Source organism: Burkholderia sp. AU15512 (assembly GCF_002223325.1).
Lineage (GTDB): Bacteria > Pseudomonadota > Gammaproteobacteria > Burkholderiales > Burkholderiaceae > Burkholderia.
Genome location: NZ_NKEX01000006.1, coordinates 1523183 through 1535650, shown reverse-complemented (window position 1 = coordinate 1535650; position 12468 = coordinate 1523183). Strand labels below are relative to the sequence as shown.

General features: G+C 68.5%; 11 protein-coding genes and 1 pseudogene. 5 read left to right on the top strand and 7 right to left on the bottom strand.

The features are described from left to right. Positions 1-35: 35 nt before the first annotated feature. The 4 genes and pseudogenes from CFB43_RS26215 to CFB43_RS26200 all read left to right on the top strand — a co-directional run. Positions 36-386: an ArsR/SmtB family transcription factor gene (locus CFB43_RS26215; protein WP_089497182.1), complete on the top strand. Its 351-nt coding sequence runs from the start codon at positions 36-38 to the stop codon at positions 384-386. Continuing rightward, entirely contained in the window at positions 376-810 is a 435-nt protein-coding gene (locus tag CFB43_RS26210; RefSeq protein WP_089497181.1) for a YeeE/YedE family protein, read from the top strand. The genes CFB43_RS26215 and CFB43_RS26210 overlap by 11 nt, the downstream gene beginning before the upstream one ends. 1 nt (position 811) lies before the next feature. Further along, positions 812-1234 (top strand): DUF6691 family protein, encoded by a 423-nt coding sequence (locus CFB43_RS26205; RefSeq protein WP_089497180.1) that lies wholly within the window; start codon positions 812-814, stop codon positions 1232-1234. A 33-nt stretch (positions 1235-1267) separates the two neighbouring features. Next, a pseudogene (locus tag CFB43_RS26200) lies at positions 1268-1576 on the top strand (PLP-dependent aminotransferase family protein); the annotation flags it as partial. A gap of 81 nt (positions 1577-1657) precedes the next feature. Here the strand turns inward: CFB43_RS26200 and CFB43_RS26195 are convergent. The 3 genes from CFB43_RS26195 to CFB43_RS26185 form a co-directional block, all read right to left on the bottom strand. Beyond that, on the bottom strand, positions 1658-1933 hold the full coding sequence (locus CFB43_RS26195; protein ID WP_011355479.1) for a hypothetical protein: 276 nt from the start codon (positions 1931-1933) through the stop codon (positions 1658-1660). Between the two features lie 97 nt (positions 1934-2030). Then, positions 2031-3368, bottom strand: coding sequence for a cytochrome-c peroxidase (locus tag CFB43_RS26190; RefSeq protein ID WP_256990158.1), 1338 nt, complete (start codon positions 3366-3368; stop codon positions 2031-2033). Positions 3369-3424: 56 nt separating this feature from the next. Then, complete coding sequence (locus tag CFB43_RS26185; RefSeq protein WP_089497179.1) at positions 3425-4888, bottom strand: metallophosphoesterase family protein; 1464 nt, start codon at positions 4886-4888, stop codon at positions 3425-3427. Positions 4889-5080: 192 nt separating this feature from the next. On the opposite strand from CFB43_RS26185, the gene CFB43_RS26180 reads away from it, so the two are divergent. Next, on the top strand, positions 5081-5929 hold the full coding sequence (locus tag CFB43_RS26180; protein ID WP_089497178.1) for a class I SAM-dependent methyltransferase: 849 nt from the start codon (positions 5081-5083) through the stop codon (positions 5927-5929). Positions 5930-6029: 100 nt separating this feature from the next. On the opposite strand, the gene CFB43_RS26175 is transcribed toward CFB43_RS26180, so the two are convergent. The 4 genes from CFB43_RS26175 to CFB43_RS26160 all read right to left on the bottom strand — a co-directional run bounded on the left by CFB43_RS26175 (position 6030) and on the right by CFB43_RS26160 (position 12454). Continuing rightward, positions 6030-6341 (bottom strand): hypothetical protein, encoded by a 312-nt coding sequence (locus CFB43_RS26175; RefSeq protein ID WP_089497177.1) that lies wholly within the window; start codon positions 6339-6341, stop codon positions 6030-6032. 52 nt (positions 6342-6393) lie between these two features. Further along, on the bottom strand, positions 6394-8415 hold the full coding sequence (locus tag CFB43_RS26170) for a BCCT family transporter (protein ID WP_089497176.1): 2022 nt from the start codon (positions 8413-8415) through the stop codon (positions 6394-6396). A 319-nt stretch (positions 8416-8734) separates the two neighbouring features. Continuing rightward, positions 8735-9922, bottom strand: a complete 1188-nt coding sequence (locus tag CFB43_RS26165) for a porin (protein WP_089497175.1) — start codon at positions 9920-9922, stop codon at positions 8735-8737. Between the two features lie 111 nt (positions 9923-10033). Beyond that, a complete protein-coding gene (locus CFB43_RS26160) occupies positions 10034-12454 on the bottom strand; it encodes a glycoside hydrolase family 31 protein (RefSeq protein ID WP_089497174.1) in 2421 nt (806 codons plus the stop codon). Positions 12455-12468 lie beyond the last annotated feature (14 nt).

Sequence of the window (12468 nt, the reverse complement as noted above, 5' to 3'; positions counted from 1 at the left end):
TATAATATTGATTCGTTAATTGTCTCCCTGCGCCAATGAACGACGATCTTTCCGCCGGGTTGCCGGAACCCGACTCGATGCGCGCGGCTGCCGAATCGGCCTGCGCGCTGCTCAAGGTGCTGTCGAATCCCGACCGACTGCTGCTGCTTTGCGAACTGTCTCAGGGCGAACGCTGCGTCAGCGATCTCGAGACAGCGCTGGATATTCGCCAGCCGACCCTGTCGCAGCAGCTCGGCGTGTTGCGGGACAACGCGCTGGTTCGCACACGCCGCGAGGGCAAGAACATCCACTATTCGCTCGACAGCCCGGCCGCGATCGCGGTGATGGGCGTGTTGTACGAACAGTTCTGCGGCCCGGCCGCGAAGGGGCGGCGCGATGCAGCTTGATGCGCTTCATTTCACGCCGTGGCTGTCGCTGGCCGGCGGCGTGCTGATCGGGCTCGCGGCCGCGTGGCTCGTCGCGTTCAACGGCCGGATTGCCGGCATCAGCGGTATCGTCGGTGGTCTGTTCACGGCACGCGCGGGCGAGCGCGACTGGCGCGCCGCGTTCATCGTCGGGCTGATCGCCGCACCGCTTGTGATGTACGTCGCAGGGAATCGTATGACGCCGCAGGTCGATGCAGGCTGGGTCGAACTGGTGGCGGCCGGGCTGCTGGTCGGCGTCGGCACGCGGTACGCGGGCGGTTGCACGAGCGGCCACGGCGTGTGCGGGATGTCGCGCGGTGCGCTGCGCTCGGTGGTCGCGACGGTGGTCTTCATGGTCGCGGGCTTCGTGACCGTCTTCGTGCGACGGCACGTGCTGGGAGCCTGACATGCAGGCAGGATTCGCGTTTCTGGCGGGGCTGCTGTTCGGCGTCGGCCTCATCGTGTCGGGCATGGCCAATCCGCAGAAGGTGCTCGGTTTTCTCGACCTGGCGGGGCGCTGGGATCCGTCGCTCGCGTTCGTGATGGCCGGTGCGATGGGCGTGGCCGTGTTCGCGTTCGCGTGGGCGAAGCGCCGGACGCGGACGTGGCTCGGCTTGCCGATGCAGTTGCCGGCCGCGCGGGCGATCACCATGCGGCTGGTTGCCGGAAGTGCGGTGTTCGGCATCGGCTGGGGGATCGCCGGGTTCTGCCCGGGGCCCGCGATCGTGTCGATCGGCTTCGGGTCGGCGAAGGGGATCGTGTTCGTCGTCGCGATGCTGGCCGGGATGGCGGTATTCGAATGGGTCGAGCGGCGCAGGAGCGTGCGGTGATGTCGGGGCCGCCGCGTGCCAGGCAGGGTGCGGCGGTTGCGCGTGCAGCGTGACGCGACGATCGATGCAATTGCGCGGTATTTCCCGGCCGGAACGCGGATGAACCAGCCGCCGGGCGGAATGCTGCTGTGGATCGCGCTGCCGGACGGCGTGCGCTCGGAGCCGCTGTTCGACGCCGCGCTCGCGCACGGAGTCAGGATCGCGCCCGGTTCGATCTTCTCGAATTGCGACCGCTTCGACGGCTATGTCCGGCTCGCTTGCACGCGTGTGTTCGATGCGGCGCACGAAGCGGCATTTGAAACGCTCGGCCGCCTCGTACGGGAAGCCACCGCGGCCACGTAAGCACGGTGTCGGCCGGCCGGGCTAGCGAATGCGCAGGCCCTCCGTCATTCCGGGCCACCGACGCGGCGAGCCGCCGCCATTTCATCGGCTGGCCGAGTGCGTGGCGAGGTGCTGGCGGATCAGCGACAGGTAACGATCACCGACCGAGAAATCGCGCGCGGCGCGCGGCCGTTCGGCTTGGCGCAGCGTGGCCGGTGCGCTCATGCCCAGATACCGGCATACCGCCGATGGGAACGGCTTGCGCGTATGCCCGAGCTGGCGAGCCGCGCGCTCGACGCGGGCATCACCGACCTGAGCGCGGAGCCACGCCAGCACTTGGCGATCGGCTTCGTTGACGATACGGACCAGATGTTCCATCGCGCACCTCACTGTTCATAAATACAGTACTGTAAATATAACCAGTGTTTGCGGTGACCGCAAGTGGGTATGCGTGCGGCTGGCCGTTCGGCCAGGGTCAGCGGGCCGGCACGGCGGTTCGCGTGATCCGGCCAGCAGGGGCCGCGGGCGCCATAGAAGCAGCAACCTTCGTATAGCGCGCGTCAGTCAGCGTGCCGAGGAACGCGACGATATCGTCGATTTCCGCGTCGCTCAGCGCAGGCGGCGTGCCGGGCCGGCGGTTCATCGGCGTCGAGTTGACGTTGATGTTGCCGCGGTAGGCGGCCGGCACGTCGTCGAACGTTCTGGCCCCGTGATACCAGAAGCCCGGGTCGGTCGAGCGTGTGTTGTAGAACGCGACCGCGTCGCGCAGCGTCGTGAACACGCCGTTGTGCATGAACGTCTGCTTGACCGCGACGTTGCGCAGCCCCGGCGTGCGCAGGTAGCCGCACCATTGCGTCGGCTCGGGCCAGCGCAGCCGCCTTGCGGTGTCGCACAGCCCGTTGTCGAAATGGCGCGGATCGCGGTTCGCCGGCAGCGCGCGGTTTCGTGGCACCGCGATCGCGTCGTAGCCGAAATCGGTGAAGAGCGAACGCTCCGGTCGGCTCGATGTTTCCGACAGCGTATGGCAGCTCATGCAGTTGCCCTTGTCGGGATTCCGGAACAGCGCGAGGCCGCGCATTTCGGCCGGCGCCAGTGGCTTGCGCGTGCGCAGGAAAACATCGAAACGCGACGTGAACGGCGCCATCTCGTCGCTCTGCAGATAGGCTTCGACGGCCAGGCCCATCGCACGCACCAGTTGCTCGGGATCACGCCGCACCGGCGCACCGAAGCGCGCGGCGAGATCGGGCGCGAGTTCGGTCGTGTCGACCTTGCGCAGCAGCGCGGCCGGCGACCGGTTGTTCATTTCGTTCGGATCGAACAGCGGCCCGCGGATCTGCTCGGCGAGCGTATCCGCGCGGCCATCGCTGAACAGGCCGCCGAACGGCGACGGCGCGGGTGCGTCGTCATCCTGATAAAAGTGGCGGCGCGGCACGTAACGCACATAGAGCAGCGACGGCGCGTTGCGCTGGCTGAAATGCCCGGGCCGGCTGCCTTCCGGCACGCCGGGCCCCGCGAGCGAGGCGGCCGACAGCGTCGGCGCGAACGCGCGGCCCGGATCGTGGCAGCCCGCGCACGACATGCCGCGCGGCTCGGACAGTCGCGGATCGAAGAAGATCCGGCGGCCGAGTGCGACGAGCGTCGGGTCGGGCGCGAAGCGCGCGGTCGCCGCATCGATCTTGCTCGTCACCTGCGGCGTGCCGTTGCCGATCGTATCGACGATTCGCGAAGGCGGCGCACCGGGAAGCAGGACCGTTTCGGCCGGCGCGGCGTGAGCCGCGAGCGCCAGGCCGGAGAATACGGCCGCCGCGGCCAGCGTGCGCAGCGTTTGCAGGCCGCCCGCACGGCGGCCGTCACATCGAACCCCTTCACTCACGGCGCAATGAACCCCGTCTTGTCGCAGGCGAGCGTCGTGCCGGACTGGTTGCACGACGCGAGCAGCTTGCCGGCCGCCGAATACGCGTGGAACACCCAGCCGGTCGCCGGGGAGGCGCGGCGTTCCATGATCAGGAAGCCGAAGCTGTTGTTGTGCGACAGCCGTTCGATCACGGCGCCCGGTGCGGGCGTCAGGCCGGCCGGGAACGGGTCGGGCAGCGCGACGTCGAGATTGTCGCCGCCGTTGCCGGACACGATCGTCGCCGGATGCCCGGACGAGAAGTTGATTGCCTGGAAGTCGTGCACGTGCCCGTGCAGCGCGACGTGCACGCCGGGCGGGTAGTACGCCTGCGCGTTGAGGCTCGACATCACCGACTGCAGCGCGAGGTTGCCCGGCGCGGGCGTGCTGCCGGCGATCGGCGCGAACGCGAGGATCGGATGGTGGTTCGTGAAGATCGTCGTCGTCATGCCGGCCTTCGACGCGAGCGCGGCGACCGTCTGGAACTGCTTCTGGTAGATGCCGAATTGCACGTCGGTCGGTTTGAGCGGCGTGCGGCCGACCTTCGCGGTGTCGAACACGATCACCTGCGAGCCGCCGCCGAGCGACACCGCATAGGGTTCCGAATAGTTCGCGTTGTTGTCGTTGGCCGGATCGTCGCACGAGCGCGCGGCCGAATACGGGCGCGGATCGAGGAAGCGGAACCAGCCCTGGCCTGCACGCGCGCACTCCTCGTGGTTGCCGCGCACGACGACCCATGGCGCCTTCGCGAGCAGCGGCGCGGCCGGGCGGAACAGGTCGGCCTGCCACGTATCCCAGCCATAGCCCCACGGGCTGTCCTTGCAGCCGGCGATGTCCGGCGGGCACGCGTTCTCGCGATAGTGGTAGTCGCCGATGTGCATCACGAGGTCGGGCGACAGCTTCGCGACGCTGGCCGCGATCGTGTCGAACGGCCACACCGTCGCGTCGTTGCACGCCTGCCACGCGTTGTCGGCTTTCTTCATGCGGCAGCCGGTGTCGGCGATGATCGCGATGCGTTGCGGCTGCGCCTTCGGCAGCGGCAGCGTGCGGCCCGCGACGCTTGCCGCCTGCGCGCCGGCCGGCAGCGTCATCTCGCAGACGGACACCGGGAAGCTCGACGGCTTCGAATCGGCCGGATCGCTGGCGGTCGGCCGTTGGGCGAGGGTCGCGGCGCCCGCGCGCACGGACATGCGCGACAGCTTGCCGTCGACGGTCAGTTGCGGGCACAGCGGATCGCCGGCCGACGCGGGCGTGTAGTTCGTGATGACGCGCGCGATCGCCTGGTTCGATTCGCCGATCTCGACCCATGCGGCCTGGACGTTGGCCGACGCGCTCGCCGGATCGGCCGGCGAATCGATGTGGTTCGAGCACGCGAACAGCGCGGCGAGGGCAGCAAGGGGAGCGCAGCGCACGAGCAGCGCGCGCGTGAGGAGTCGTCGCATGGGAGGCACCGTAGGAAAGTCGTCAACGATACGCAGCGCGAATGTAAGAAATGTGAAATGACGGGGGGCGCTTGCATACAGGCCGGGCATCGACATCGCGATGGCAGGTCGCGGCCGGAGGGCCTTGACTTCAAGCCGGCTTGAAGCAGCAAAGTGCGATGTACGATCAATGAGCCAGAAGGGGAATCGACGATGGAAACCAGCCAGCCCAACGACGAACAATCCGCGCTGTGGAACGGCCCGTCGGGGCGCGCGTGGGTCGACACGCAGGCGCCGATCGACCGGATGTTCGAACCGCTGGCGCAGTTGCTCGTGGATGCGGGGGCCACGTCGTCCGCGCGCCGCGTGCTCGACGTCGGCTGCGGCACGGGCGCGGTTACGCTTGCGATCGCGCAGCGGCTCGGCGCAGACGCGCAATGCACGGGCATCGATATCTCGGCCCGGATGATCGACGCCGCACGGGCGCGCGCCGAACGCAGCGGCGTCCGCGCCCGTTTCGTGTGCGCGGATGTGCAGACTCACGCGTTCGAGCCCGCGAGCGTCGACCTGATCGTGTCGCGCCTCGGTGTGATGTTCTTCGACGATCCGGTGCGGGCCTTCGCGAATCTGCGGCAAGCGGCACGGCCGAATGCGCGGATGCGGTTCGTCGCATGGCGCAGCGCGGCCGACAATCCGTTCATGACGATCGCCGAGCGGGCCGCCGCGCCGTTGCTGCCGAACCTGCCCGCCCGGCGGCCCGGCGCGCCCGGGCAATTCGCGTTCGGCGACCGGCAGCGCGTTGTGTCGGTGCTGTCGGACAGCGGCTGGGCGGACATCGTGATCGAGCCGGTCGATCTGGCGTGCGCGCTGCCTGCTTCCGCGCTGGACGACTACATCTCGCGGCTGGGCCCGGTCGGGCTGGCATTGCTGGAGGTGGACGAGGCAACGAGGCGGCGCGTGGTCGACACGATGCGTGCCGCGTTCGCGCGTTACGTGGAGGGTGCCGATGTACGCTTCGACGCGGCGTGCTGGCTCGTGACGGCGCGGGCACCGTCCGTGTAACGCGTCGCGGTAACGAGGCAGGTCAAGGAAGGGGCCGGCCGGTTCGCCCCGCGCGTGGCCGTTCGCGCGGGACGAAGCCGGGCCGCGTGACGCACGCGCGTCAGTGTCGCCGCGCGCGCAACATCAACCACGCGCATCCGCCGGCGACCAGGGCGAGACCGAGCAGCACGGCTTCGACGCCAAGCGCAAATCCGGGCGGCATGTTCCCGGTGTCCGGCACCGGCGACAGGTTGATGCCCATCGCGATGGCGCCGCCGGCGAGCAGCGCCGCGCAGACGATCCAGTAGACCTTGCCGCGCGGCGCCGCGGCCCGGATTCGCCACAGCGCGATGCCGGCGCCGCCGAGGTAGAGCACGGCGAGCGTGCCGAGCGCGATGACGTCGGAGGCGCGGCTTTGCAGGAGTCCGGTCATCGAGCCGCTCCGTCGTGGATGGCGAACCGCCACGGCGTGGCAAGGACGGCGTTCATTCGGCCTCCGTCGCATGCCCCGGCGCGCGGCTCAGCAGATGCGTGCGCTTGTCGGCCGCGAGCGACACGTAGCGTTCGTACTGGCGCAGCACATCGGCAATCACTTCGTCGCCGCGCAGATATTCGACGTCGTAGCCGAGCCGCCCGTCCTCGAAGAACGTGACGATCCCGTACACGTGGGCCCGTTCCGCTTCCGGCTCGGCCGCCTCGCGCACCAGGAACGCGGCGGCGGATTTCACCGTCACGCGCACGCCGTACACGAAATCGCGGTGGTCGGCGGTCGGCACGGTGAGCCGCACGGCGTCGTCGCTGTCGCGCTGCACGTTCGCATCGACACCGCTCGCGCGCAACTCGTCGGCGACTTTGCGCAACGCGGGCTCGACCGTCTCGGCGACGAACTGGCGCGCTTCGGCTTCGGTCGTCTGCCGCAGGATGTGCGTCAGGCGGTGGCGCCAGTGCTGGCCGGTCCAGAAGCTCGTCGCGGGCGCGATGTCCTGAGAATAGTGCACGCGGTCGGCCGCGAGCCCGCGCCACAGCCCGTAGCAGAGCGCGATCATGATGATCGCCACGGGAAGTGCGGCGATCAGCGTCATCGCCTGCAACGCGCCGAGCCCGCCGGCGACGAGCAGCACCGCGGCGGTCACGCCGAGCAGCGCGGCCCAGAACAGCCGTTGCCAGACGGGCGAGTGTGCGTTGCCGCGCGTCGCGATCTGGTCGAGCACGAACGCGCCCGAATCGGCGGACGTGACGAAGAACACCGCGATCAGCACGATCGCGACGATCGACAGCCCTTGCGATAGCGGCAGGAAGTCGAAGAAGCGGAACAGCAGCGCGTCGACGTTGGTGGCCGTCTGCGCGAGCGCGCCGGCCGCGCCGTGCGTATCGAGCCAGATCGCGCTGTTGCCGAACACGGTCATCCACACGAGATTGAACGCGGTCGGCACGAGCAGCACGCCGATCACGAACTGGCGGATCGTGCGGCCGCGCGAGATGCGCGCGATGAACATGCCGACGAACGGCGACCACGACACCCACCACGCCCAGTAGAGGATCGTCCAGCCGCCGAACCAGCCTTCCTCGCGCGGCGACGCGTACGCATAGGTGCGGAACGACAGGTCGACGAGATGCGACAGGTACTGGCCGATGTTGTCGCCGAGCGCGCGCAGCAGGAACGACGTCGGTCCCGCGACGACCACGAACGCGAGCAACAGGAACGCGAGCAGCAGGTTCAGCTCGGACAGCCGCCGCACGCCCTTGTCGAGGCCACTCGCGGCCGAAGCACCCGCGAGCATCACGACCAGCACGACGAGCCCGATGCGGAACGTGTTGCCGCTGGTGTCCCAGCCCACGACCGTGTGCAGGCCGGCGCTGATCTGCATCACGCCGTAGCCGAGCGTCGTCGCGATGCCGGCGACCGTGCCGACCAGCGCGAACGCGTCGACCGTATGGCCGATCCAGCCGTTGATGCGCTCGCGCAGCACCGGATACAGCCCCGAGCGCAGCGTCAGCGGCAGGTTGTAGCGGAAGCCGAAGTACGCGAGCACGAGCCCCATCAGCCCGTAGATCGCCCACGCATGGAAGCCCCAGTGGAAGAACGTCATCAGCATCGCCTCGCGCGCGGCGGCGGGCGTGCCGGGGTCGACGGTCGGCGGCTTCAGGAAATGCTGCATCGGCTCGCCGACGCCGAAATACATGAGGCCGATGCCCATGCCGGCCGCGAACAACATGGCCGTCCACGACACGAAGCTGAATTCGGGTTCGGCGTCGTCGGGGCCGAGCCGGATGTTGCCGAAGTCGCTCGCGGCGATCAGCACGAGAAACACGAGGAAGCCGGTGATGGCGAGCACGTAGAACCAGTCGAAGTGAGCGATGACCCATTGCTGGCCGGCGGAGAACAGCGCGCCGGCTTCGCTCGGGTGCAGCGCGCACACGACGAGCAGTGCGCCGATGACCGCGAGCGCGGGCAGGACGACCTGCGGCTTGAACGTCGTGCGGGGCGAGGGACGGGAATCTGGCATGGCTGGCATCCAGTTGTGGGCGCAACGAGGCGCGACGCCGCCCGGCGCGCGTGGCGCGCGTCGGACCCTGATACGGCGTGCGTCGAGTGTACCGCGGTGTCAGGACTGCAAGAAGGGGCATGCAGAAGGGATAAACCTGACGAATTGTAAGGTATTGAGAAGATCGAGAAAACCCGGGAGATTCGCCCGGCGGGCGGACGGGGCGCTGCAAACGCCGTGGCGGATGTGTATCGGGCGCCCGGACGGCGCGCGTGGAATGCGGGAAATGCGCGTGTCGTCCGGGGCAGGGGCAGCGCGCCGAAAGCGCTGCCGCGAGGGTTCAGAACGTGACGGCGATGCCCGCCATGCCGACGAACTGGCCGTGCGTCGTCGATGGCGTGAGCTGCTGCGAATCGCCGACGATCGGCGCCGCATCGATCACGTGGCCGGCGCCTTGCGCACCGAGCGTCTGCCCGCTCGAATGCGTGTACGCCTGCAGCGCATAGAGCGTCGTGCGCTTCGACAGGCTGTACGACTCCTTCAGCGAATACTGCTGGTAGCGGGCCGCACTGTTGATGCCGTTCGCCTTCGACGCGAGCGTGTATGCGAACGCGCCGGCCACCGAGAACACCGGCGTGAAGCGGTACGCGGCGAGCGCGCCGTAGGTGTTGAACACGGCCGTGTCCGTGAACGCGGAGCCGTTGCCGGGCAGGTACTTCACGTTGGAATAGTTGAGACCCATCGTCAGGTCGCCGAGCGTGTAGTTGCCGGCCGCCGCGACCTGCTCGACGGCCTTCGCGGTCAGGTAGCCCTGGTTCAGCACGGACACCGCGAAGCTGCCCGACGCGGCGGTCGCCGGATTCAGGAAGCCCGCCGACGAGCCCGAGCTGTTGATGCGCAGGTAGCCGGCCGCGACGCCGATCGGCCCGTTCGCATAACGCAGCGCGGCGCTGAACGTGTTGCCCTTGCCGGTCGCGCCTGCAATGCCGCCGAACGCGTACATCGCGCTGGCGGTCAGCCCGGCGAAGGTCGGTGATGTATAAGTGACCGAGTTGTTCACGCGGATCGTCGTGTCGAGGCCGTCGATGTCACCCGGATGCGCGCCCGTCGCGCCGGTCAGCCAGCTGCTCGATGCGTACGGCCCGACGAACAGGAAGTAGGGCGTGTACTGGCGGCCGGCCGTCATCGTGCCGTAGCGATCGTTGCGCAGGCCGACGAACGCCTGGCGATTGAAGATCAGGCCGGCGGCGGATTGCGCGCCGTTGTTCAGGTTGAAACCGGACTGCAGGTCGAAGATCGCATGCGTGCCGCCGCCGAGATCCTCGTCGCCGCGCAGCCCGAACTTCGATGCATACAGGTTGCCGTCGCGCATGTAGACGTTCGAGTGGCCCTGCTGGTTGTTCACGTACGCGAGCGAATCGTCGACGACGCCGTACAGCGTCACGCTGCTCTGCGCGTGGGCGGCGGTCGTGCCGAGCGAGGCGGCCGATAAAATCAGGATTGCATAGCGGTTGACGGGTGCTTTCATTGACGATCTCCAGATCTCTTCATCTTTTCAAGGTGAGCGGGAGGCTCGGTCGCCTCCTCTGTGGCGAGCGACGGGCCGTGTGAACGGCCCGTCTGGCGTGGGTGACGCGGTTCAGCTGTCGAATGCGATGACGAGGCGGCGCCATGCGCCGTCCTGCGCATCCTGCTCGACATGCGCGCCGCGCACGGCGACCGCGCCGTGCAGCGACGCGGGCAACAGGATTTCGACGCGGTCGGCCGGGCGTGCCGGGCGGCCGTCCCAGCGCACCGATACGCCGAGCGCGCCCGACGCTTCGCGGCCGGTCTCGATGCGCCACAGTCCGTATTCGCCGTCGCGCCATGCTTCCGTCTCGCCATCGTCCTCGACGCATTCGCCGTAGGCGACGCCGTCCTCGATGCGCGGCGCGACGAGGAAGCCGCGCGTGTCGGCACGCGCGCCGAAATGTTGCTCGGCGACGTTCAGCGGCAGCACGCGGCCCTCGCGCAGCAGCCTCACCGGCGAGTCGAGCGGCGCGGGCAGCGTCACGCTCGCGCCGCCGTCGAACGCTTGCGCGCTCGCGCAGCACAACCAGCGCGCGCCCGACGGCAGGTAGACGGTGCGCGCCGTCAGGCCGGGATCGACGACCGGCGCGACGAGCAGCGCGTCGCCGAGCATCATGTCGTCGCATTCGTCGTAGCAGCGCGCATCGCCGGGGAAATCGGCGAAGGTCGGCCGCAGCACGGGCTCGTAGCGCGTCGTCGACAGCCACAGCAGGTGATAGAGGTAGGGCAGCAGCCGGTAGCGCTGCTTGATCAGCGACGCGATCTGCGCGGTGATCTCCGGGTACATCCACGGTTCGTTGACGGTGCCGTCGTCGTTCCACGAGTGGATGCTGAAGCGCGGCATGAAGAGGCCGAACTGCACCCAGCGCAGCAGCAACTCCGGCGACGGTGCGGGCCCGGAGAAGCCACCGATGTCGTGACCGATGTTCGACACGCCCGACAGCGCGAGCCCGAGGCCCATCTTCAGGTTGTAGCGCAGGGTTTCCCACGACGTATAGTTGTCGCCGGACCAGGTCTGCACGTAGCGCTGCATGCCGGCGCCGCCGGAGCGCGACACGAGGAACGGCCGCCGCGCCGGCGCATGCGCGCGCTGCGCGTCGCGCGACGCGCGCATCATCAGCATCGTCTGCAGCACCTTCGCTTCACGCACGGGATACGGCTGGCCGAAGCCGTGCGCGATCGCGTCGGGCGACCAGATCTCGTACTCGTTGTTGTCGTTCCAGGTCGACTCGATCCCGTATTCGAGCAGCGCCGACGTGACCTGCTCGCGCCACCAGCGGTACGCGTCGGGCTGCGTGAAGTCGAGATACGCGCCGACCTCGTCCCAGAACTGCACCCATGCGGGCTCGCCGGACGCCGAGCGGATCAGCAGCCCGCGCGTGGCCGCGTCTTCGAATGCGGGATGGTCGCGCAGCAGGCACGGCTTGATGTTCGCGCACAGGCGGATGCCGTGGTCGCGGTAATGCTTCACGAAGCCCTTTGCGTCGGGAAACTTGTCGCGGTTCCAGTTGAATACGTAGCGCTTCGCGCCGATCGACGTATAGCCCGACGACAGGTGGAACGAATCGCACAGGATGTCGTGCGTGTCGCATTGCTCGACGAACTGGTTCATCTGCTGCTGCGCATCCGGCGCATCGGTGTAGCGCATCGTCGATCCCGAGTAGCCGAGCCCCCATTTCGGCGTGCGCGCGGGGCGCCCGGTGAGCCACGTGAAGCGCCGCGCGGCCGCGAGCGGCGTGTCGGGCGACGCGATGAAGTAGTAGTCGAGATCGCCATGCTCGGCGACGAAATAGCGGTACGGGCCGTGATAGTTGTCGAGCTCGCGGCCCATGTCGAACGCGCAGTCCGACAGCGTGTCGTAGAACAGCCCGAACCCCTGGCACGCAGCGGGCGACCACGTGATGTAGAACGGAATGTGCTTGTACAGCGGGTCGGTGTGCTTCGCGCTGTAGCCCATCGCGTCGATGTTGCGCATCTCGAAGCGCGCGCCGGTGCGATCGAGGTCGCCCGCGCGTTCGCCGAGGCCGAACACCTTGTCGCCGCGCTCGCGGGCGACGTAGTGATACGCGCGATCGTCCCACCAGCCGAAGTTGTACGCCTGCGTCGCACGGTCGGCGAGTGCGACGCGCCACGTGCCGTCCGCACCGCGCATCGACCACGTGCAATGGCCGCTTTGCCGGCGGACCGCGAGCCGGATCTGTACGGTCTCGATGCACACGCTGTCATCGTCTTCGACGAGGGTAAAGGAGGGCAGCGCGAAGCCGCTCAAGTCGAGGCGGTCGCGCCCGTCGAGCGGCACGTCCTCGAGGCCAGGCGCGATCGACCACGTGCGCGGGTTGCGCGCCGTCGCATCGGGCAGCACGCGCACCCGCACGATGTCATCCTCGAGCACGAAGATTTCAAGGGTTGCGCCCGCCTCGGACGCGAGCAGCACACGGTTCGCGTGCTGGCCGGCGACGCGGAACACGGGCGGATGAAGAAGCGAAGTCATGAATGCGATTCCTG